The sequence below is a fragment of the Escherichia sp. E1130 genome, from assembly GCF_005781065.1.
Classification (GTDB): domain Bacteria; phylum Pseudomonadota; class Gammaproteobacteria; order Enterobacterales; family Enterobacteriaceae; genus Escherichia.
This window is the reverse complement of record NZ_VATL01000001.1, coordinates 57,909-78,116: the sequence shown is the minus strand read 5'-3', so window position 1 is coordinate 78,116 and position 20,208 is coordinate 57,909. Positions and strand designations below refer to the sequence as shown.

The following is a 20,208-nucleotide window of genomic DNA, read 5'->3' as shown; positions in this document are numbered from 1 at the left end:
CAGTGATAATCCCCCATGTTTGACCGCCACTCACGCTATTACGGGTCTGGCAGGACGGTGACAACAAAAACCGATTTGGTATCTCCCGCGCGCGTGGGATCCTTCGCCGGAAGAAGGGGGAAAGCATGGCACTTACAGACCTGACCAAATCACTTAACGACGCAGTCAGCAGTTATAACGATTCACTGACCGAAGCGGTAAAAAGTCCGGGATTCAACATTACGATGGGCGGCAAGGTACTGACGCAGCTTGATGATCGGATCATGTCGTTGTCACTGACGGACAACAGGGGCTTTGATGCTGATCAGCTATCTATTTCCATTGATGACAGTGACGGTATGGTTGCACTGCCGCCGCGCGGGGCTGAGCTTGCCGTATCATTTGGCTGGCTGGGTGAACCGCTGATTTACAAGGGGCTGTACACGGTTGACGAGGTTTCCCACGAAGGCCCGGCAGATACCATTGGCGTTACTGCCCGCAGCGCTGATTTTCGTGAAGAATTCAACGTAAAGCGCGAAGTCTCATGGCATGACGTGACCGTTGAGCGAGTTGTGTCGGCAATAGCGCACCGCTACGGACTGAAGGCGCAGATCAGTGAAATGCTCATAGATATTGAGATTGATCACGCCGACCAGACGCAGGAAAGCGATATGTCATTCCTTACTCGCATGGCGGACATGCTGGGCGCAATTGCCACCGTCAAGAACGGCAGTCTGCTGTTTATCCTGCCGGGTGGTGGTGTGACCGCTGACGGGAAGGCGCTCCCCTCTGCCAGTATTGATCGCACAAGTGGCGACCGGCATCGCTTTCGTATTGCCGATCGGGATGCCTATACCGGCGTCCGGGCTTACTGGCTGGATCTGAATTTTGGCAAAAAGAAAAAGGTCAGCGTTAAGCGCCGCAAACCTGCAAAGCCCAAAAAAGAGAAGAGCAGCAGCCGCGAGGGCGATTACATGGAGGGCGCAGACGGTAACGTTTATGTGCTGCGCAAAACCTACCAGAATGAAGAGGCGGCGAAACGTGCGGCGGCGGCAAAGTGGCAACAGCTTCAGCGTGGCGCAGCAGAGTTTTCGATCACCCTGGCGCGTGGCCGCGCTGAGCTTTACCCGGAAATGCACGTCACGGTAAGTGGTTTTAAGGATGAAATAGATAATCAGGATTGGATCATTGCGCGTGCTGAGCACGTCATAGACGACAGCGGTTTTACCACCCGGCTGGAGCTGGAAGCGAAAATACCTGACTGGATCGCGGAAACTGAATAAAATGAAATGGAGTTCAACTCCCACAGGGGAGCCATCATTATGTTCAGATGTCCATTTTGCGGCGCTATGGCCCGCACACGTACCAGCCGTAAAATAACCGATATGACAATCCGGCAATATCACCAGTGTCAGAATCTGGAATGTAGCCGGTCATTCACCACGCTTAACAGTGTGGAAAGGGAAGTAACAAAACGCGCAGGTGTTGCATCGCTACCGCCTGACTTCATCCCCCGCGATGCCTTCCCGGCATCACATTACGGCAGAGACCAGCTTAATCTGGCTCTCTGACCATAGTCAAAGCGCCCCCGTAAATCCATTCAGTGCGGGGGCAACTTCAAGTAAAACGCTTTCTCCAGAGAAAATATCTTTGATAACATCGGTCAGCATATTAATAGCGATGATGGGATAGGGATATGAAAAAGGTGTTGTTAATACTGGCTTTGGTTTCTCTCGTTGGATGCAAGCCAAGCGCAGAAAAAGCAGTTGAATTAGGTAAGAAGGAAATAGCAACTGACGTTAGGGATCCAGATAGCGTTAAATTTAGATATTTAAGATTTGTTCAGACTGAGCAATCATCGGAAGGCGCTACTGTTGGCTACGTATGCGGCCAGATCAATGGAAAAAATGGCTTCGGAGCCTATGAAGGATTTTCTCCATTCATCATGAAAATCAGCATGAAACCCAAAGGTATATTTTCAGCTGGCGTTTCATACTATGTAACAGATAAAAAAATCTATACCCGATTTAGCGAGCCAGTACCTTCTAGCTACAGAGATAAGTGCGGCGCTGATGAGTGATAGTCGTTTCGGTAAGATGCCGGGCAATTTGCCCGGCTTTTTATATCGAAGTGTAGTCAAAATGTAGACGAATATTAGAATAAATCCTTTTATTCCATTGTGTTACTGGCTGGATTCCTTCACCATCCCTGTCTTCCCCCACATGATGTGGGGGTTTTTTTTATCCGCAATTTGCCTGTTACTTGATGCATTGCAGATGATTTGCATCCGTTATACTACCGTCAGTTGATAGCGGGAGTATTTATGAATCAATCTTATGGGCAGCTGGTCAGTCGGGCAGCGATTGCTGCAACGGCGATGGCTTCGCTGTTATTACTGATTAAAATTTTTGCATGGTGGTATACCGGATCAGTGAGTATTCTCGCTGCGCTGGTGGATTCGCTGGTGGATATCGGCGCGTCATTAACTAACTTATTGGTCGTGCGTTACTCACTGCAACCTGCCGACGATAATCACTCCTTTGGTCACGGTAAAGCTGAATCGCTCGCCGCGCTGGCGCAAAGTATGTTTATCTCCGGCTCCGCGCTGTTCCTGTTTTTGACCGGTATTCAGCATTTGGTTTCTCCGACACCGATGAAAGACCCGGGTGTTGGGGTTATCGTGACTATTGTGGCGCTAATTTGTACGATTATTCTTGTCTCGTTTCAGCGTTGGGTCGTTCGCCGGACGCAAAGCCAGGCAGTGCGGGCAGATATGCTACATTATCAGTCTGATGTTATGATGAACGGCGCGATTTTGCTGGCGCTGGGATTGTCCTGGTACGGCTGGCATCGTGCTGATGCCCTGTTTGCTTTGGGAATCGGCATCTATATTTTATATAGCGCGTTACGCATGGGGTATGAGGCGGTCCAGTCATTATTGGATCGCGCGCTGCCCGATGGCGAACGACAGGAAATTATTGATATCGTGACTTCCTGGCCGGGAGTTAGCGGCGCTCACGATCTTCGCACGCGGCAGTCAGGGCCGACCCGCTTTATTCAGATTCATTTGGAAATGGAAGACTCTCTGCCTTTGGTTCAGGCACATATGGTGGCGGATCAGGTAGAGCAGGCTATTTTACGGCGTTTTCCGGGTTCAGATGTGATTATCCATCAGGATCCTTGTTCTGTCGTACCCAGGGAGAGTAAACGGTCTACGCTTTCATAATCCGTACAAAAGAGAGCCAGACCCGCATTTTGTGTATAAAATACCGCCATTTGGCCTGACCTGAATCAATTCAGCAGGAAGTGATTGTTATACTATTTGTACATTCGTTGGATCACTTCGATGTGCAAGAAGACTTCCGGCAACAGATTTCATTTTGCATTCCAAAGTTCAGAGGTAGTCATGATTAAGAAAATCGGTGTGTTGACAAGCGGCGGTGATGCGCCAGGCATGAACGCCGCAATTCGCGGGGTTGTTCGTTCTGCGCTGACAGAAGGTCTGGAAGTAATGGGTATTTATGACGGCTATCTGGGTCTGTATGAAGACCGTATGGTACAGCTAGACCGTTACAGCGTGTCTGACATGATCAACCGTGGTGGTACATTCCTCGGTTCTGCGCGCTTCCCGGAATTCCGCGACGAGAACATCCGCGCCGTGGCTATCGAAAACCTGAAAAAACGTGGTATCGACGCGCTGGTGGTTATCGGCGGTGACGGTTCCTACATGGGGGCAATGCGTCTGACCGAAATGGGCTTCCCGTGCATCGGCCTGCCGGGCACCATCGACAACGACATCAAAGGTACTGACTACACCATTGGTTTCTTCACGGCATTGAGCACCGTTGTTGAAGCTATCGACCGTCTGCGTGACACCTCTTCTTCTCACCAACGTATTTCCGTGGTGGAAGTGATGGGCCGCTACTGTGGCGATCTGACTCTGGCTGCGGCTATTGCTGGTGGCTGTGAATTCGTTGTGGTTCCGGAAGTTGAATTCAGCCGTGACGATCTGGTAAACGAAATCAAAGCCGGTATCGCGAAAGGTAAAAAACACGCGATTGTGGCGATCACTGAACATATGTGTGACGTCGACGAGCTGGCACACTTCATCGAAAAAGAAACTGGTCGTGAAACCCGCGCAACTGTGCTGGGCCACATCCAGCGTGGTGGTTCCCCGGTACCTTACGACCGTATTCTGGCTTCCCGTATGGGGGCTTACGCTATCGATCTGCTGCTGGCAGGCTACGGTGGTCGTTGCGTAGGTATTCAGAACGAACAACTGGTTCACCATGACATCATCGATGCTATCGAAAACATGAAGCGTCCGTTCAAAGGTGACTGGCTGGACTGCGCGAAAAAACTGTATTAATGATTTCGGAAAAAGGCAGATTTCTTTAGCCTGAAGCCGATGACAGAGGCAAAAATGCCAGATGCGCTTCGCTTATCAGACCTACATGAATTCTGCAATCTATTGAGTTTGCAAGCTTTTGTAGGCCGGATAAGGCGTTCACGCCGCATCCGGCATGAACAAAGCGCACTTTGTCAGCAATATGAGGCGGATTTCTTCCGCCTTTTTAACTCCCCCATATATACCCGCAAGTTATAGCCAATCTTTTTTTATTCTTTAATGTTTGAATCCCTTTCTGGCACGCTTTGTTCATCACAACACAACATAAGAGAGCCGGGCGATGAACAAGTGGGGCGTAGGGTTAACTTTATTACTGGCAGCGACCAGCGTTATGGCAAAGGATATTCAGCTTCTTAACGTTTCGTATGATCCAACGCGCGAACTGTACGAACAGTACAACAAAGCCTTCAGCGCCCACTGGAAACAGCAAACCGGCGATAACGTGGTGATTCGCCAGTCGCACGGCGGTTCGGGTAAACAGGCGACGTCGGTAATCAATGGCATAGAAGCTGATGTCGTCACGCTGGCGCTAGCCTATGACGTGGATGCCATTGCTGAACGTGGTCGTATCGATAAAGAGTGGATCAAGCGTCTGCCGGATAACTCCGCACCTTATACTTCTACCATTGTCTTCCTGGTGCGCAAGGGCAATCCGAAGCAGATTCACGACTGGAACGATTTGATTAAGCCTGGTGTTTCGGTGATCACCCCGAACCCGAAAAGTTCTGGTGGTGCTCGCTGGAACTACCTGGCCGCCTGGGGCTACGCCTTGCATCACAACAACAACGATCAGGCAAAAGCGCAGGAATTCGTGCAGTCGTTGTATAAAAACGTCGAAGTACTGGATTCCGGCGCGCGCGGCTCAACGAATACCTTTGTTGAGCGCGGCATTGGCGACGTGCTGATTGCCTGGGAAAACGAAGCTCTGCTGGCGGCGAATGAACTGGGGAAAGATAAATTCGAAATCGTCACGCCGAGCGAGTCTATTCTCGCAGAGCCTACGGTGTCAGTTGTCGATAAAGTGGTAGAGAAAAAAGGCACTAAAGAGGTGGCGGAAGCTTACCTGAACTATCTCTACTCGCCAGAAGGCCAGGAGATTGCGGCTAAAAACTACTATCGTCCGCGCGATCCTCAGGTAGCGAAAAAATATGAAAATGCCTTTCCGAAGCTGAAGTTATTCACCATTGATGAAGAGTTCGGTGGCTGGACGAAAGCGCAAAAAGAGCATTTCTCTAACGGCGGTACGTTTGACCAAATCAGCAAACGTTAATTTTGTTGAAGGCAATCAGACCCGGTGGCATCTCGCGACCGGGTTTTTTATTTGTCACGATTTTGCGTTACCCTTGCATCTCTTTGAGGTACAGGGAAAAAAAGATGAAAAAAGCAGGTCTTCTTTTTTTAGCGATGATGGTTATCGCTGTTGCTGCTACAGGCATTGGTTACTGGAAATTGACCGGTGAAGAGTCGGACACGTTGCGCCAGATTGCCCTTGAGCAATGTTTACCCAACCAGCAGCAAAACCAAAACCCTTCGCCATGTGCGGAAGTCAAACCCAATGCCGGATATGTGGTTTTAAAAGACCTCAACGGTCCTCTGCAATATTTGTTGATGCCAACGTATCGTATTAACGGCACTGAAAGTCCATTGTTAACCGATCCTTCAACGCCTAATTTCTTCTGGTTAGCCTGGCAGGCGCGTGATTTTATGAGCAAAAAATACGGCCAGCCAGTCCCCGATCGCGCGGTATCTCTGGCGATTAACTCCCGTACCGGGCGCACGCAAAACCATTTTCATATCCATATCTCTTGTATTCGTCCTGATGTGCGCGAACAACTGGATAATAATCTGGCGAATATCAGCACCCGTTGGTTACCGCTGCCCGGAGGGCTGCGTGGGCATGAATACCTGGCACGTAGGGTAACTGAAAGCGAGCTGGTAAAACGGAGTCCGTTTATGATGCTGGCAGAAGAAGTGCCAGAGGCACGGGAACATATGGGCAGTTACGCGCTGGCGATGGTGCGGCAGAGTGATAACTCGTTTGTATTGCTGGCGACGCAGCGCAATCTGCTGACGCTGAATCGTGCTTCAGCCGAGGAACTTCAGGATCATCAGTGTGAGATTTTGCGTTAAAGCGAGGAGTTGTTGAGGAAAGCTAAGTGCCGGATGCGATATCCGGCACCAGTCAGACTTAAGCCTGTTTAGCCGCTTCTGCAGCTTTAACGATCACTGCGAAGGCGTCAGCTTTCAGAGAAGCACCGCCAACCAGCGCACCGTCGATGTCCGGCTGAGCGAACAGTTCTGCGGCGTTAGACGCGTTTACAGAACCGCCGTACTGGATGATCACTTGTTCAGCGATGTTAGCGTCAACTTTAGCGATGTGGTCACGGATAAATTTGTGAACAGCCTGAGCCTGCGCCGGAGTTGCAGATTTGCCAGTACCGATTGCCCATACTGGTTCGTAAGCGATTACCGCACCTTCGAATGCCGCAGCACCCTGAGTTTTCAGTACCGCGTCGATCTGACGTGCGCAAACTTCTTCCGTTTTGCCCGCTTCGTTTTCAGCTTCGGTTTCACCGATGCACAGAACCGGAGTCAGACCCTGCTCTTTCAGCACCGCGAATTTTTTCGCGATCAGTTCGTCAGACTCTTTGTGGTAAGTACGACGTTCAGAGTGACCGATGATGATGTACTGTGCGCCGATGTCTTTCAGCATAGCAGCAGAGGTTTCACCAGTGAATGCGCCGGACAGGTTCAGATCCACGTTCTGCGCACCCAGCATGATGTGGCTGCCTTCAGCTTCACGCTTCGCCATATCGATGTACATTTCTGGTGGCGCGATTGCAACGCCACAGCCATCAACGCCTGCCAGCTCTTTACGCAGGTTAGAAACCAGCTCATGAACCATGTGGCGGCTGCCGTTCAGTTTCCAGTTACCCATCACTAAAGGATGTCGCATTTTAATTCTCCACGCTTATAAGCGAATAAAGGAAGATGGCCGCCCCGCGGGGCAGCAGGTCTGTGAAACAGTATAGAGATTCATCACTGGAAAGGCTTTGCTTTTTGTCATTTATTCAACCCTTCAAGCGATTCAGATAGCGCCAGCTTAATCGGTTCAACAGCGAAGGTCAGTCCCTTTTCGCCGTTGTCCGCGACAACATAGCGCAGTGCGCCTTCTGTCTCTGTGTAATAACGTTTGTTTTTCCCCGCAGTAAGGAGCGACTGTAGCTTTTTCTGGCTTTGTGTTTTGGTCATCAGCGGGGTGAGTGTGCGGATCACCGCCGCCATGTATTCATGAGCTTTTGCTTTGGCGGCTTTTTGCTCTGGTCCCTGGATTGGTAGCCAGGTAATTTGAATGCTTTTGATTTTTAAAGTGCCACGCTCCAGCGCCGTAGAGGCATACAAGTTCTCGTTAATTTTACTGGCGGCGCGAGTCAGATTGGCTTTGTCGGGGCTGCTGTCGATGGCGCGAAACTCGTTCAGTGGCAGGTTGGGGTTCTGGCTGTTAAAGTTTTCTCGAAACTGGCTGATGGAGAGATCGAAGGTAGGGGCGCCAGCAAGCAGATAGGGCGCAGTGGTCGCCGTACCTGGTGTTTGTGCATGCACCGTTGTGCTAACGGCTGATGCAGAACATAAGAGAAAAAACAGCGTAAACCCTGGCTTCATCGACAGTACCTTTTGTTATGACTGGCTCCGATTAAAACGATATCGGTCTCCCTTGTCAAAAGGGTAGAATCCTGGAAAAGACAACCATCAAGGAACTTACATGACCATACAGCAATGGTTATTCTCGTTTAAAGGGCGTATTGGGCGCCGTGATTTCTGGATTTGGATTGGCCTCTGGTTCGTTGGCATGCTGGTGCTTTTCTCACTGGCAGGTAAAAACTTACTCGATATCCAGACCGCCGCGTTTTGCCTGGTGTGCTTACTTTGGCCGACAGCGGCAGTAACGGTCAAACGACTGCACGATCGCGGGCGTTCCGGCGCATGGGCATTTTTAATGATTGTAGCGTGGATGCTGCTGGCGGGTAACTGGGCGATTTTACCGGGCGTCTGGCAATGGACGGTGGGGCGTTTTGTCCCGACGTTGATTCTGGTGATGATGCTTATTGATCTTGGCGCATTTGTCGGTACGCAGGGCGAAAATAAATTTGGCAAAGATACTCTGGATGTGAAGTATAAAGCCGACAATAAATCAAGTAATTAACCTTTAATATATCTTTTATTGCTATTTTTTTCCGGGATCGTTATTTCCACGCTGGAAATGACAATGCCCGGAAAATCCTCCCCATTTCCTCACCTTAAGCAATATCAAAAAAAATGGTAATCCATAAGATCATTACTTGTTTGTTCTTCTCTTAACGGCGCATTATTCTTAAGTCGTAATCGACAGAGAGGCGAATATACAGAGGTGCCCTATGAAAGATGTCGTAGATAAATGCAGTACTAAAGGATGTGCGATTGATATCGGTACGGTGATTGATAACGACAACTGTACCAGTAAGTTTTCGCGCTTTTTTGCCACCCGCGAAGAAGCCGAGTCCTTTATGACCAAACTGAAAGAGCTTGCCGCCACTGCATCCTCTGCGGATGAAGGGGCCAGCGTGGCCTATAAGATTAAGGATCTGGAGGGGCAAGTTGAGCTTGATGCGGCCTTCACCTTCTCATGCCAGGCCGAGATGATTATTTTTGAGTTATCCCTGCGTTCGTTAGCTTGATGGAGTCGCTTTAGAAGGAGTTAAACATGGCTTATAAACACATTGGCGTGGCAATTTCCGGAAATGAAGAAGATGCCTTACTGGTGAACAAAGCCCTGGATCTCGCCAGACATAATGACGCTCACCTGACATTGATTCATATTGATGATGGCTTAAGCGAGTTGTATCCGGGCATTTACTTCCCTGCAACAGAAGATATTCTTCAACTATTGAAAGATAAGTCAGATAACAAGCTGTATAAACTGACGAAAAATATTCAGTGGCCGAAGACCAAACTGCGTATTGAACGCGGAGAAATGCCGGAAACACTGCTTGAAATTCTGCAACAAGAGCAGTGCGACCTCCTTGTCTGTGGGCATCACCACTCATTTATCAACCGTTTGATGCCAGCATACCGCGGGATGATCAATAAGTTGAATGCGGACCTGCTCATCGTGCCGTTTATCGATAAGTAACCGCTTACCAGTAATGCTCCGCTGTCATGTGGCCCGGTCGACGACGTAAATGTTTCGTCATCTGCCGGGTTTCTTTTAGCAGCTGTTGCGTATCGCGCACCATTTGCGGATTACCACACAGCATCACGTGACTGGTTTCTTTATCCATTGGTAGGCCAACCGCGTTTTCCAGTTCACCGCTTTCAATTAACGCCGGTATTCGCCCGGTGAGCGAACCCGCAGCCGTTTCCCGACTGACCACCGTCTGAATACGCAGTTTCCCTTTGTAGCGTTTTTCCAGTTCTTGCATCAGCGGCAGATAGCTTAAGTCGGCGGCATATCGTGCGGCGTGAACCAGCACCAGGTTTTTGAAGCGATCTAAATCTTTGCCCAATTGCAGAATTGATAAATAAGGGCCAATCGCTGTACCGGTTGCCAGCATCCACAGTGTTTCGCAGTCCGGCACTTCATCCAGCACAAAGAAGCCAGCCGCCTCGCTAACCACTTGCACTTCGTCACCCGGTTTTAGCGCCGCCAGTCGCGGGCTTAATTTGCCATCGGGAACGGTGGCCAGGTAAAACTCCAGATCGGGATTATCGGGCGAGTTAACGTAGGAGTAAGCGCGCTGGACGCGTTCGCCGTCAATTTCAAGGCCAAGTTTAGTGAATTGCCCGGCGGTAAACGGAAGCACGGGAGCGTGAACGGTGAGACTAAACAGGGCGTCGGTCCAGCTCTGCACTTTAGTGACTTTGCCTGTTACCCAATCAGCCATGTTTTTCTCCTGTTTTGATTGACTTGCCTTATCTTCGTTCTCCGAACAAAAAAATTCCAGTCCCGAAGGACTGGAAGGCTCAATCGATCAAATCACTCAGAGAATGTGCACCTGCATATCCGGGTCTTTACGATCCAGATAGTGAATCGACTGAATGCGACGAATGGTGCGGGATTTACCACGGATCAGCAGCGTTTCGGTAGTGGCGATATTGCCTTTGCGGCTAATACCTTCCAGTAGATCGCCCTTAGTGATACCGGTTGCGGAAAAGATGACGTTATCGCTGCGCGCCATATCGCCCAGACGCAACACTTTACCCGCTTCGATGCCCATTGCTTTGCAGCGTGCCAGTTCCTGTTCACCAATGCGGCGATTTTCTGCGTTGTCGCCTTTGACATCATGACGAGCCAGCAGACGGCCATTCATATCGCCATCTAACGCCCGAATCACCGCCGCAGAAACCACGCCTTCCGGCGCGCCGCCAATGCCGTACAGCACGTCAACTTCGCTGTCTGGCATACAGGTGAGAATTGAGGCCGCAACATCGCCATCCGGAATCGCAAACACGCGTACGCCGAGTTGCTGCATTTCTGCGATAACGGCATCGTGGCGCGGTTTCGCCAGAATCGTTACCGTCAGTTCGCTCAATGGTTTGCCGAGCGCCGCGGCAACATTGCGCAGGTTATCCGCCAACGGCAGATTCAGGTCAATGGCGCCCTTAGCTCCCGGTCCGACGATCAGCTTTTCCATATACATATCTGGCGCGTTGAGGAAGCAGCCTTTATCGCCTACTGCCAGCACCGCCAGCGCGTTAGCCTGGCCCATCGCCGTCATGCGCGTGCCTTCAATCGGATCAACAGCAATATCCACTGCATCACCGCGACCAGTACCGACTTTTTCACCAATGTAGAGCATCGGTGCTTCGTCGATTTCACCTTCACCAATGACGATGGTGCCGTCAATGTTGACCTGGTTGAGCATAATGCGCATGGCGTTAACCGCTGCGCCGTCAGCGGTATTTTTATCGCCGCGTCCTAACCATTTGTAGCCAGCCAGCGCCGCAGATTCAGTGACGCGGGAAAATTCGATGGCAAGTTCTCGTCTCATAGCAAACTCTAAGCAGTAAGGAATGGCGCGAAGTGTAGCACAGGGGAGGGAGCGGATTATTGATGTGTGCGGGGGGTGCCCCCGCACGATTTCAGAGTCTGTGTGATGCCGGATATGTATCCGGCTCATAGGCCTGATAAGACGCGTCAGCGTCGCATCAGGCGATCAGCATCAGACAATCGGTTCAGGTGCCTGACATTACTCGTCGTGTTCTTCCCAGGCCATCGCGCGTTTGACCGCTTTTTTCCAGCCAGCGTAACGGTAATTACGCTCGGTAGTTTCGATGCCAGGACGGAACTCGCGTTCAATCACTGCTTTCTCTTGCAGTTCGTCGAGATTTTGCCAGAAGCCAACCGCCAGACCAGCAAGATAGGCCGCACCCAACGCAGTCACTTCGCGAACTTCCGGGCGCTCAACGCGCGTGCCGAGAATATCGGACTGGAACTGCATCAGGAAGTTATTTGCCACCGCGCCACCGTCCACGCGCAGGGCGTGCAGACGAATGCCTGAGTCGGCCTGCATTGCTTCCAGCACGTCACGCGTCTGATAGGCAATAGACTCCAGCGTCGCACGGATGATGTGGTTGGCGTTCACCCCACGAGTTAAGCCGAAAATGGCCCCGCGCGCATACGGATCCCAGTAGGGCGCACCCAGTCCGGTAAACGCCGGAACGACATACACACCGTTGGTGTTTTGTACTTTAGTTGCAAAGTATTCGGAATCGTAGGCGTCGTTAATCAACTTCATTTCATCGCGTAGCCACTGAATGGAGGCGCCCGCCATAAATACCGCACCTTCCAGTGCGTAGTTTACTTCTCCGCTCGGGCCACAGGCGATGGTGGTCAGCAGACCGTTTTCTGATTTCACTGCTTTCTCGCCGGTGTTCATCAGCATAAAGCAGCCGGTACCGTAGGTATTCTTCGCCATCCCTTCTTTCACGCACAACTGGCCGAAGAGTGCCGCCTGCTGGTCGCCCGCAATCCCGGCGATCGGAATACGCGTGCCGCCTTTGCCGCCAATGTTGGTCTGACCGTACACTTCGGAAGAACGACGTACTTCTGGCAGCATCTCACGCGGGATATCCAGCGCGTCGAGCATTTTGTCGTCCCAGTCCAGAGTATGGATATTGAACAACATGGTTCGAGACGCATTAGTGTAATCAGTGACGTGAACGCGGCCCTGAGTCATTTTCCAGATAAGCCAGGTATCAACCGTACCAAACAGCAGTTCACCACGGCGAGCACGCTCGCGGGAACCTTCCACATGGTCGAGGATCCACTTCACTTTGGTGCCAGAGAAGTACGGGTCAATCACCAGACCGGTGTTGTTACGAATGTACTCTTCCATGCCGTCACGCTTGAGATGCTCACAGATCTCGGCGGTACGACGGCACTGCCAGACAATAGCGTTATAGATAGGCTTGCCGGTTTCTTTTTCCCAGACGATGGTGGTTTCACGCTGGTTCGTAATACCGATAGCTGCAATTTGATCGGAATTAATATCTGCTTTCGCCAGCACTTCTACCAGTGTGGAGCTTTGGGTGGCCCAGATTTCCATCGGGTCGTGTTCTACCCAGCCTGGTTTTGGGTAAATTTGCTCAAATTCGCGCTGTGACACGCTAATGATATTGGCATCGTGATCCATCACGACTGCGCGGGAGCTGGTGGTGCCCTGGTCGAGCGCAACGATATATTTTTTTTCAGTCATGTTTAATTGTCCCGTAGTCACATTACAGCGAAGCTTTTTGTTCTGAAGGAGTTGTGATCTCCTTTTCTTCCACAACACAGATATCGCAAGGCAAATGGCGACCAATCAGTTTGCGGTAGGCGAATGCACCTACAATCGCGCCAACGATAGGGCCAAAAAGCGGCACCAGGAAGTAAGGAATGTCTCTGCCGCCAGTAAAGGCGACATTGCCCCAGCCCGCCAGCCAGGCAAAGGCTTTCGGACCGATATCACGTGCTGGGTTCATGGCAAAGCCCGTTAATGGACCCATAGATGCGCCAATGACCGCAATCAGTAGACCAATCAGCAAGGGAGCCAAAGGGCCGCGCGGTACGCCGTTACCATCGTCCGTTAACGCCAGGATCAGCCCCATCAGAATAGCGGTAATCACCATCTCAACTGCGAAGGCCTGCACAAAATTGATATGAGGATTAGGATAAGTAGAGAAAGTACCCGCCAGATCAACACTTTCGACGCTTCCGCGAACAATATGATGGGTCTGCTCGAAGTCGAAGAATAAATTGTAGTAAAGCCCGTAAACTAATGCCGCAGCGCAGAAAGCTCCGGCGACTTGTGAAACGATATAAGGAATAACCTTGCGCTTGTCGAAACAGGCAAACAGCCACAGCGCAATGGTGACAGCTGGATTAAGATGTGCGCCGGAAACCCCTGCGGTTAGATAGATGGCCATCGCCACCCCCAGTCCCCAAATAACACTGATTTCCCACTGACCAAAAGACGCGCCAGCGACTTTAAGTGCAGCAACGCAACCGACACCGAAAAAAATCAACAACCCGGTACCGAGGAATTCAGCGATGCACTGGCCTTTCAAGGTTGATGTTTGACTCATAATCGGATCCTGAAGAGTTAATGTTTGTTGTATGCGTGAAAGTCACGGACCTCCACGATGCTTGTAGGCATGCTGTAAACTTATCGTTAACGAGCGAAAACGAGAAATATCGAACTTAAAATGTGTGTGCTTCGTCATAAAATGAGCGTTATCGCGCTATTTTTTTCATCTGTCTATACATGATGTATGTTTGTTAGAACATTAATGTAACAATTTTATTAACATTTTCGATTGGTGTGGATTATGTCACCAGGAGAAGGATGAAAAGTGTGGCAAACCGTAATCTACAAGGCGTGCCGCTGGACAGCGATGGCGCGGCTTCATACAATCGGAGCTAACTAAAATGCGCTCGTATTTATTAAGGCGTCACCGGTAATCGGGACGAGGATTTTTATCCATCAACGCCTTGCAATTCAGGAGAGGTATGACAATGTCATTAGAAGTGTTTGAGAAACTGGAAGCAAAAGTACAGCAGGCGATTGATACCATCACTCTGTTGCAGATGGAAATCGAAGAGCTGAAAGAAAAAAACAACTCACTGTCGCAGGAAGTTCAAAATGCCCAGCATCAGCGCGAAGAGCTGGAGCGTGAGAACAACCATCTGAAAGAACAGCAGAACGGCTGGCAGGAACGTCTGCAGGCCCTGCTGGGTCGTATGGAAGAGGTTTAATCTCTTCCACGCAGAGGCGCCGCAAGGCGCCTTATTTTTTACTTCAGTGTTTTTTGAGCGAATGCGCATAAAAGACCTGACACAAGCACGGGACGTAATAGTGACCCCAGAAAGACTGAACTGATATATTTTCCAGCCATGCCAGGGACCCCGGACCACAGATTGCTGTGCTGAAGGTGGCTAAGAAAAACAACTAATATCCATAGTATTAATAAGATAATGCATCTCGTATCAATAATATATCAATCAGATCATTGACGGGCAGAAAGCATCATTTTCATTACTTCTTCTTGATATTCGTCCAAATAATCTGGGTCGATGGCTGCGACCAGTTGTATCAAATTAGTGTTATCCAGTAGAGTCATGAAAATAGCATGTCTTACTTTGCCATCACTCATTGTTTGCACTCCTTCCTGATAAGCGCAGGTAAATCCCTGAACATCACAAACATGCATTTCTGCAGTTCCGTTTTGAGTCGCGGTAAGTTCCTCGATTGAATGTACACCGAGTTCATTTTGTGAGAAGGCAACAATAGCTAAAATAGCATGGGCATCCCGAGTCACCAGGGTTGGCCCTTGTTTTACTATATTGGCAACCCACTGTTTGCTCGGAACCGTGACGGTGATACCTGGCCTCGGGAAAGTATAATCCCATGTGCTGTGCCGTTCCCACACCGTATAGCTGCTATAGATAAGAAATAATCCCATTAACCAACAAGTGCCGCGAATAAAGCTGCGGCTGCTTCTTTTTTTTATCGTTATACAGATGATTGTGGCGGTAATAAATGATAGGGCAAGTGGGTTAAAAAATACGTTAGCAAAATATAAAATCATTTCACCGGTGTTGCCAGATAAAAGGAATTTGTAGCGGAAATGGTTAACGGCTATAAGAAATAAATATAAAATTAAAAGAATAATATTTTGCATGAATACGTCCATGTATAAAAAAGGGGAATTTAATTCCCCTTTTAACGCATGGCAGATACTTATTCAATATCCAGCGGATCTTCAGAAAGAATAATCCCGGTATTGTCGGCATAGAGATGGTCGCCGGAGAAGAAGGTGACGCCGCCAAAATTGACGCGGACATCGCTTTCGCCAATGCCTTCGCCAGCGGCACCAACCGGAATTGCGGCCATCGCCTGGATGCCGATGTCCAGTTCTTCCAGATCATCTACCTGACGCACCGCGCCGTAAATGACCAGGCCTTCCCATTCATTTTGTACTGCCAGACGCGCCAGTTCAGCATCGACCAGTGCGCGACGAACAGAACCACCGCCATCGACGACAAGGACACGACCACGGCCATTCTGTTCGAGCAGATCGTACAGCAACCCGTTGTCCTCGAAACATTTTACCGTGATGATTTGTCCGCCAAACGACGCCCGTCCACCAAAGTTGGAGAACAGCGGTTCCACGACGTTGACATCTTCTTGATAGATGTCACAAAGCTCGGAAGTATCGTATTTCATAGGCTTAACATTCAGTTGCTGCGAGAATTTTCAGTATATCGCGCTATGTGGGTTGTTGGCAAAATCATCAATTGTTAATTGATATTTGTCAGTTATGTAGCCCACTGGCTTAAGAATATTCCCAAAACAAACAGCAGGTTAGTTAGTAATGCTCCTTTGACGGTGCGTTCCAGCATCGGACGCATCGCCACCGGGTCCATTTCATGCATCACATAACGGGCTTGCTTCACCAGCAACGGTGCTGCCAGCAGGAACAGCCAACCCCACAGGCTATGCAGTGAAAAGAGATTAAACAGCGCCAGACACACCAGCGAGCCCATCAGCAGGCAAGCATGGTAACGACGGGCGTTCACTTCACCTAAGCGCACTACCAGTGTGTTTTTGCCATTCTCGCGGTCGCTATTGATATCGCGCAGATTGTTAATGTTGAGCACCGCCGTTGCCAGCAGACCACAGGCCGTTGCCGGAAGGATCAGCGCCGGAATCAGCGTATGCGCCTGCAAATACCAGCTGCCCATCACGCTCAACCAGCCAAAGAACACCAGTACGGAAATATCACCCAGGCCGATATAACCATAAGGGCGATTGCCCACGGTATAGGTGATAGCGGCGATAATTGATAACCCACCAAGAATCAGGAAGCCGACAAAATCAGCCAGGTTATGACACGCCACTGCGACCAGCGCCAGTCCAGAGAGGCAAATGAGCACGACGGTAATAATGAGCGCCCGTTTCATCTCTTGCTGGGTAATGACCCCTTTTTGCATGCCGCGCAGCGGTCCAATACGGTCAGGTTTGTCGCTACCTTTGACGGCATCACCGTAGTCATTGGCGAGGTTAGAGAGGATCTGTAATAGCCCGGCGGTAATGAGTGCCAGCAGAGCGACCAGCGGATCGAAGTGACCTTGCCACCATGCCAGCGCCGTCCCGACGATAATTGCAGCAAAGGCGAGGGGGAGGGTTTTAGGTCGTAAACTTTCCAGCCACGCCTGAGTTCGGCTAATTTGTTGTTCAGTCATAATACGCGCCAATAAAAATGGGGCCTTTCAGCCCCATCAAACAATGATGAAAATGATTGAACGCGATTATAGGATAAAACGGCTCAGATCTTCATCTGCCACCAACGCATCCAGATGTTTGCTCACATAATCTGCGTCAATAGTGATGGTTTGACCGCTTAAATCGCTGGCGTCGTAGGAAATCTCTTCCATCAAACGCTCCAGAACGGTATGTAAACGACGCGCACCGATGTTTTCGGTAGATTCGTTTACCTGCCATGCCGCTTCTGCAATGCGTTTGATACCGGAGTCGGTGAACTCAATATTCACGCCTTCGGTCGCCATCAGTGCTTTGTACTGCACGGTGATAGAGGCATTCGGCTCGGTCAGAATACGCTCAAAGTCGCTGGTGGTCAGGGCCTGCAGCTCAACGCGGATCGGCAGACGACCTTGCAGTTCTGGGATCAGGTCAGACGGTTTCGCAACCTGGAATGCGCCAGAAGCGATGAACAGAATGTGGTCTGTTTTGACCATCCCGTGTTTGGTAGAAACAGTACAACCTTCTACCAGCGGCAGCAGGTCACGCTGAACGCCTTCACGAGAAACATCCGGGCCGGAGGATTCGCCGCGCTTACAGATTTTGTCGATTTCGTCGATGAACACGATCCCGTGCTGTTCTACGGCGTCGATAGCGTCTTGCTTCAATTCTTCCGGATTTACCAGTTTCGCCGCTTCTTCTTCAATCAGCAGCTTCATGGCGTCTTTGATTTTCAGCTTACGCGCTTTTTGCTTCTGACCGCCCAGGTTCTGGAACATAGACTGCAACTGACTGGTCATCTCTTCCATTCCCGGAGGCGCCATAATTTCAACGCCCATCGGTGCTGCGGCAAGATCGATCTCGATTTCTTTGTCATCGAGTTGGCCTTCACGCAGTTTTTTGCGGAATGCCTGACGGGCAGCGGAAGGTTCCTGCTGCTGTTCGGTCTGTCCCCAGTTGTTTTTAGCCGGTGGGATCAGCACGTCGAGAATACGTTCTTCTGCCAGTTCTTCAGCGCGATAACGGTTTTTCTCGATAGCTTGTACACGCACCATTTTCACTGCGGCATCGGTCAGGTCGCGAATAATAGAATCGACTTCTTTACCTACATAACCGACTTCGGTGAATTTGGTTGCTTCAACTTTGATGAACGGCGCGTTCGCCAGCTTAGCCAGACGACGGGCGATTTCAGTTTTACCGACGCCGGTCGGGCCGATCATCAGAATGTTTTTCGGGGTTACTTCATGGCGCAACTCTTCGTTGAGCTGCATGCGGCGCCAGCGGTTACGCAGTGCAATCGCCACGGAACGCTTAGCGTTATCCTGGCCGATGATGTGCTTATCAAGTTCGCTGACGATTTCGCGTGGGGTCATTTCAGACATGGGAGATCCTTACGCTTTGTAGCTTAATTCTTCGATGGTATGGAAATGGTTGGTATAGATGCAAATATCGCCTGCAATATCCAACGCCTTTTCAGCAATTTCACGGGCGCTAAGTTCTGTGTTTTCTAACAGAGCGCGTGCCGCAGCCTGGGCGTAAGGGCCGCCGGAGCCGATAGCAATAAGATCGTTTTCTGGCTGCACCACGTCACCGTTACCGGTGATGATCAGCGATGCAGTTTCGTCCGCGACCGCCAGCAGTGCTTCAAGTTTGCGCAACATGCGATCGGTACGCCAGTCTTTTGCCAGCTCAACTGCCGCTTTAACCAGATGGCCCTGATGCATTTCCAGTTTACGTTCAAACAGTTCGAACAGCGTGAAGGCATCCGCCGTGCCGCCGGCAAAGCCTGCGATTACTTTATCGTTATACAGGCGGCGAACTTTTTTAACGTTGCCTTTCATTACGGTGTTACCCAGTGTGGCCTGACCATCACCGGCGATTACTACGTGGCCATTACGGCGTACGCTTACTATAGTTGTCACGAGCAGACCCCTTGGTTAGGAATACAGAATTCAAGCCCCGCACAATTGTGCGGGGCATAATGCAAGTATAGATGGGGGAGATTTTGAGGGTTTCAACCCCCGGTGGCGAGCCGAATGCAGTTTGTATGGCCTGCCATCTTCAAACGATTGAGGGTGTTGTCAGCGTTCTCTTTGCCTTTCACCGGCCCGATGACCACACGATTCCAGCCATTGTTGGTGGTAATCTTCGAGTCAAAGCCTTCGAAAGCCAACTGCGCACGTACAGTCTCAGCCTGTTCAGCACCTTTAAATGAACCGCACTGAACCATCCAGCGACGTTCATCTTTCTTCTCCACTGTTGGTTTTGGCGCTTCAGCCGCGCGTGCTACTGGTGCGGCCTGCTGTGGCTTCGGCTGCGAGGTTGTATGCGCAGGCGTTTGCAGCAGATCCTGGTACGGTTGCTGGGTAGAAGCCGGTTTAGACTGGCGCGGTTGCGCTTGTACCGGCGCGGCTTGCGACGTACGCGTCTGTTGCTGCCAGCTTTGCTCGGTCGTACGCGACTGCTGAGCCAGGCGTTGCTGTTCCGCTAACTGCTGCGCCTGACGCTGGCGTTGCAGCGTTTGCTGGCGCTGTGCCGGTGTCTGCTCATTCCACGGGACTTCGGCGAGCTGCGTTGGTTGCTGACGCATATCAGCCTGCATTTGTTCAAGAAGCTGGCGCTGCTCCGGAGTCAGCTGATCCGGCGTTTTCACTTCGCCGCCAGCAGACGGTTCTGTTGGCGCACGTACGCCCGGCTGGCGACTTTCCAGCTCTTTAATATAGCGCCAACGTTCTTCCGGTTTCGGAGGTAGTCCGTTTCCGGTCACTTTCTGGCTTTGCAGCGTCTCAGACTCTTCTTTCTTGTGGTGCGTAATGAAGTACAGACCCCCGATAAAGGTCACAAGAACGGCTGCAGCAATAGCGACCATTGCGGGAGAAACCGCAGGCATATTTCGTTGCTTTTTCCGTGAGGTGCTCTTTTTTCGCCGCGAAGGTGCCGGTTGGCTGCGGCGTACATAATCTCGTTGTGCCACTATCGTTTCGCTGTATTTATTCGTTCGTCAGCCCGCCATGTTACTTAAGCGGCGGGCCTTTGACCAGT

Annotated in this window: 23 protein-coding genes; 11 read left to right on the top strand and 12 right to left on the bottom strand. The window is 50.6% G+C overall.

Annotated features, from left to right (window positions below; genetic code table 11):
* Nucleotides 1–125: 125 nt before the first annotated feature.
* From FEK66_RS00335 to cdh, 7 genes are all read left to right on the top strand, one after another.
* On the top strand, nt 126–1,262 hold the full coding sequence (locus FEK66_RS00335; RefSeq protein ID WP_135495378.1) for a contractile injection system protein, VgrG/Pvc8 family: 1,137 nt from the start codon (nt 126–128) through the stop codon (nt 1,260–1,262).
* Between the two features lie 39 nt (nt 1,263–1,301).
* Complete coding sequence (locus FEK66_RS00330) at nt 1,302–1,550, top strand: ogr/Delta-like zinc finger family protein (protein ID WP_135495377.1); 249 nt, start codon at nt 1,302–1,304, stop codon at nt 1,548–1,550.
* Between the two features lie 125 nt (nt 1,551–1,675).
* The gene (locus FEK66_RS00325; RefSeq protein WP_135495376.1) at nt 1,676–2,059 is read left to right on the top strand and encodes a hypothetical protein; all 384 of its coding nucleotides are present in this window, start codon (nt 1,676–1,678) and stop codon (nt 2,057–2,059) included.
* 243 nt (nt 2,060–2,302) lie between these two features.
* Nucleotides 2,303–3,205, top strand: coding sequence for a CDF family cation-efflux transporter FieF (gene fieF, locus FEK66_RS00320; protein WP_064530279.1), 903 nt, complete (start codon nt 2,303–2,305; stop codon nt 3,203–3,205).
* Between the two features lie 180 nt (nt 3,206–3,385).
* Nucleotides 3,386–4,348 (top strand): 6-phosphofructokinase, encoded by a 963-nt coding sequence (gene pfkA / locus FEK66_RS00315; RefSeq protein WP_032185626.1) that lies wholly within the window; start codon nt 3,386–3,388, stop codon nt 4,346–4,348.
* 319 nt (nt 4,349–4,667) lie between these two features.
* Nucleotides 4,668–5,657 carry a sulfate/thiosulfate ABC transporter substrate-binding protein Sbp gene (sbp, locus tag FEK66_RS00310; protein ID WP_130215254.1) on the top strand — a complete coding sequence of 330 codons (990 nt, stop codon included), beginning with the start codon at nt 4,668–4,670 and terminating at the stop codon, nt 5,655–5,657.
* Between the two features lie 104 nt (nt 5,658–5,761).
* The gene (gene cdh / locus FEK66_RS00305) at nt 5,762–6,517 is read left to right on the top strand and encodes a CDP-diacylglycerol diphosphatase (RefSeq protein WP_130259282.1); all 756 of its coding nucleotides are present in this window, start codon (nt 5,762–5,764) and stop codon (nt 6,515–6,517) included.
* Between the two features lie 58 nt (nt 6,518–6,575).
* On the opposite strand, the gene tpiA is transcribed toward cdh, so the two are convergent.
* Nucleotides 6,576–7,343, bottom strand: a complete 768-nt coding sequence (gene tpiA / locus FEK66_RS00300) for a triose-phosphate isomerase (protein WP_130206626.1) — start codon at nt 7,341–7,343, stop codon at nt 6,576–6,578.
* Nucleotides 7,344–7,450: 107 nt separating this feature from the next.
* Nucleotides 7,451–8,050: a YiiQ family protein gene (locus tag FEK66_RS00295; RefSeq protein ID WP_130206624.1), complete on the bottom strand. Its 600-nt coding sequence runs from the start codon at nt 8,048–8,050 to the stop codon at nt 7,451–7,453.
* A 100-nt stretch (nt 8,051–8,150) separates the two neighbouring features.
* Here FEK66_RS00295 and FEK66_RS00290 point away from each other — a divergent pair, with 100 nt between their 5' ends.
* From FEK66_RS00290 to uspD, 3 genes are all read left to right on the top strand, one after another.
* Nucleotides 8,151–8,591 (top strand): DUF805 domain-containing protein, encoded by a 441-nt coding sequence (locus tag FEK66_RS00290; RefSeq protein WP_064530283.1) that lies wholly within the window; start codon nt 8,151–8,153, stop codon nt 8,589–8,591.
* 211 nt (nt 8,592–8,802) lie between these two features.
* Nucleotides 8,803–9,102 carry a DUF406 domain-containing protein gene (locus FEK66_RS00285; RefSeq protein ID WP_032204720.1) on the top strand — a complete coding sequence of 100 codons (300 nt, stop codon included), beginning with the start codon at nt 8,803–8,805 and terminating at the stop codon, nt 9,100–9,102.
* Nucleotides 9,103–9,128: 26 nt separating this feature from the next.
* On the top strand, nt 9,129–9,557 hold the full coding sequence (uspD, locus tag FEK66_RS00280) for a universal stress protein UspD (protein WP_130206622.1): 429 nt from the start codon (nt 9,129–9,131) through the stop codon (nt 9,555–9,557).
* Nucleotides 9,558–9,561: 4 nt separating this feature from the next.
* On the opposite strand, the gene fpr is transcribed toward uspD, so the two are convergent.
* The 4 genes from fpr to glpF form a co-directional block, all read right to left on the bottom strand.
* Complete coding sequence (gene fpr / locus FEK66_RS00275) at nt 9,562–10,308, bottom strand: ferredoxin--NADP(+) reductase (RefSeq protein ID WP_135495375.1); 747 nt, start codon at nt 10,306–10,308, stop codon at nt 9,562–9,564.
* 96 nt (nt 10,309–10,404) lie between these two features.
* Nucleotides 10,405–11,415, bottom strand: a complete 1,011-nt coding sequence (gene glpX / locus FEK66_RS00270; protein WP_130206618.1) for a class II fructose-bisphosphatase — start codon at nt 11,413–11,415, stop codon at nt 10,405–10,407.
* 198 nt (nt 11,416–11,613) lie between these two features.
* Entirely contained in the window at nt 11,614–13,122 is a 1,509-nt protein-coding gene (gene glpK, locus FEK66_RS00265) for a glycerol kinase GlpK (protein ID WP_130206616.1), read from the bottom strand.
* Between the two features lie 22 nt (nt 13,123–13,144).
* Entirely contained in the window at nt 13,145–13,990 is an 846-nt protein-coding gene (glpF, locus tag FEK66_RS00260; RefSeq protein WP_130206614.1) for a glycerol uptake facilitator protein GlpF, read from the bottom strand.
* A 424-nt stretch (nt 13,991–14,414) separates the two neighbouring features.
* Here glpF and zapB point away from each other — a divergent pair, with 424 nt between their 5' ends.
* Entirely contained in the window at nt 14,415–14,660 is a 246-nt protein-coding gene (zapB, locus tag FEK66_RS00255; protein WP_001296623.1) for a septal ring assembly protein ZapB, read from the top strand.
* Between the two features lie 251 nt (nt 14,661–14,911).
* Here zapB and FEK66_RS00250 read toward each other — a convergent pair whose 3' ends face one another.
* The 6 genes from FEK66_RS00250 to ftsN all read right to left on the bottom strand — a co-directional run bounded on the left by FEK66_RS00250 (nt 14,912) and on the right by ftsN (nt 20,140).
* Nucleotides 14,912–15,586 carry a hypothetical protein gene (locus FEK66_RS00250; protein ID WP_138211387.1) on the bottom strand — a complete coding sequence of 225 codons (675 nt, stop codon included), beginning with the start codon at nt 15,584–15,586 and terminating at the stop codon, nt 14,912–14,914.
* Nucleotides 15,587–15,645: 59 nt separating this feature from the next.
* A complete protein-coding gene (gene rraA, locus FEK66_RS00245) occupies nt 15,646–16,131 on the bottom strand; it encodes a ribonuclease E activity regulator RraA (RefSeq protein ID WP_000872908.1) in 486 nt (161 codons plus the stop codon).
* A gap of 92 nt (nt 16,132–16,223) precedes the next feature.
* Nucleotides 16,224–17,150 carry a 1,4-dihydroxy-2-naphthoate polyprenyltransferase gene (menA, locus tag FEK66_RS00240; RefSeq protein ID WP_130206608.1) on the bottom strand — a complete coding sequence of 309 codons (927 nt, stop codon included), beginning with the start codon at nt 17,148–17,150 and terminating at the stop codon, nt 16,224–16,226.
* A gap of 66 nt (nt 17,151–17,216) precedes the next feature.
* Entirely contained in the window at nt 17,217–18,548 is a 1,332-nt protein-coding gene (hslU, locus tag FEK66_RS00235; RefSeq protein WP_001293348.1) for an HslU--HslV peptidase ATPase subunit, read from the bottom strand.
* Nucleotides 18,549–18,557: 9 nt separating this feature from the next.
* Nucleotides 18,558–19,088 carry an ATP-dependent protease subunit HslV gene (hslV, locus tag FEK66_RS00230; protein WP_000208242.1) on the bottom strand — a complete coding sequence of 177 codons (531 nt, stop codon included), beginning with the start codon at nt 19,086–19,088 and terminating at the stop codon, nt 18,558–18,560.
* A 92-nt stretch (nt 19,089–19,180) separates the two neighbouring features.
* Nucleotides 19,181–20,140 (bottom strand): cell division protein FtsN, encoded by a 960-nt coding sequence (gene ftsN, locus FEK66_RS00225; RefSeq protein WP_135495374.1) that lies wholly within the window; start codon nt 20,138–20,140, stop codon nt 19,181–19,183.
* Between the last annotated feature and the right edge of the window lie 68 nt (nt 20,141–20,208).

Coding starts and splice junctions, on each gene's coding strand:
- FEK66_RS00335 (WP_135495378.1), top strand. CDS start 126: ATGGCACTTACAGACCTGACCAAATCACTTAACGACGCAGTCAGCAGT.
- FEK66_RS00330 (WP_135495377.1), top strand. CDS start 1,302: ATGTTCAGATGTCCATTTTGCGGCGCTATGGCCCGCACACGTACCAGC.
- FEK66_RS00325 (WP_135495376.1), top strand. CDS start 1,676: ATGAAAAAGGTGTTGTTAATACTGGCTTTGGTTTCTCTCGTTGGATGC.
- fieF (WP_064530279.1), top strand. CDS start 2,303: ATGAATCAATCTTATGGGCAGCTGGTCAGTCGGGCAGCGATTGCTGCA.
- pfkA (WP_032185626.1), top strand. CDS start 3,386: ATGATTAAGAAAATCGGTGTGTTGACAAGCGGCGGTGATGCGCCAGGC.
- sbp (WP_130215254.1), top strand. CDS start 4,668: ATGAACAAGTGGGGCGTAGGGTTAACTTTATTACTGGCAGCGACCAGC.
- cdh (WP_130259282.1), top strand. CDS start 5,762: ATGAAAAAAGCAGGTCTTCTTTTTTTAGCGATGATGGTTATCGCTGTT.
- tpiA (WP_130206626.1), bottom strand. CDS start 7,343: ATGCGACATCCTTTAGTGATGGGTAACTGGAAACTGAACGGCAGCCGC.
- FEK66_RS00295 (WP_130206624.1), bottom strand. CDS start 8,050: ATGAAGCCAGGGTTTACGCTGTTTTTTCTCTTATGTTCTGCATCAGCC.
- FEK66_RS00290 (WP_064530283.1), top strand. CDS start 8,151: ATGACCATACAGCAATGGTTATTCTCGTTTAAAGGGCGTATTGGGCGC.
- FEK66_RS00285 (WP_032204720.1), top strand. CDS start 8,803: ATGAAAGATGTCGTAGATAAATGCAGTACTAAAGGATGTGCGATTGAT.
- uspD (WP_130206622.1), top strand. CDS start 9,129: ATGGCTTATAAACACATTGGCGTGGCAATTTCCGGAAATGAAGAAGAT.
- fpr (WP_135495375.1), bottom strand. CDS start 10,308: ATGGCTGATTGGGTAACAGGCAAAGTCACTAAAGTGCAGAGCTGGACC.
- glpX (WP_130206618.1), bottom strand. CDS start 11,415: ATGAGACGAGAACTTGCCATCGAATTTTCCCGCGTCACTGAATCTGCG.
- glpK (WP_130206616.1), bottom strand. CDS start 13,122: ATGACTGAAAAAAAATATATCGTTGCGCTCGACCAGGGCACCACCAGC.
- glpF (WP_130206614.1), bottom strand. CDS start 13,990: ATGAGTCAAACATCAACCTTGAAAGGCCAGTGCATCGCTGAATTCCTC.
- zapB (WP_001296623.1), top strand. CDS start 14,415: ATGACAATGTCATTAGAAGTGTTTGAGAAACTGGAAGCAAAAGTACAG.
- FEK66_RS00250 (WP_138211387.1), bottom strand. CDS start 15,586: ATGCAAAATATTATTCTTTTAATTTTATATTTATTTCTTATAGCCGTT.
- rraA (WP_000872908.1), bottom strand. CDS start 16,131: ATGAAATACGATACTTCCGAGCTTTGTGACATCTATCAAGAAGATGTC.
- menA (WP_130206608.1), bottom strand. CDS start 17,150: ATGACTGAACAACAAATTAGCCGAACTCAGGCGTGGCTGGAAAGTTTA.
- hslU (WP_001293348.1), bottom strand. CDS start 18,548: ATGTCTGAAATGACCCCACGCGAAATCGTCAGCGAACTTGATAAGCAC.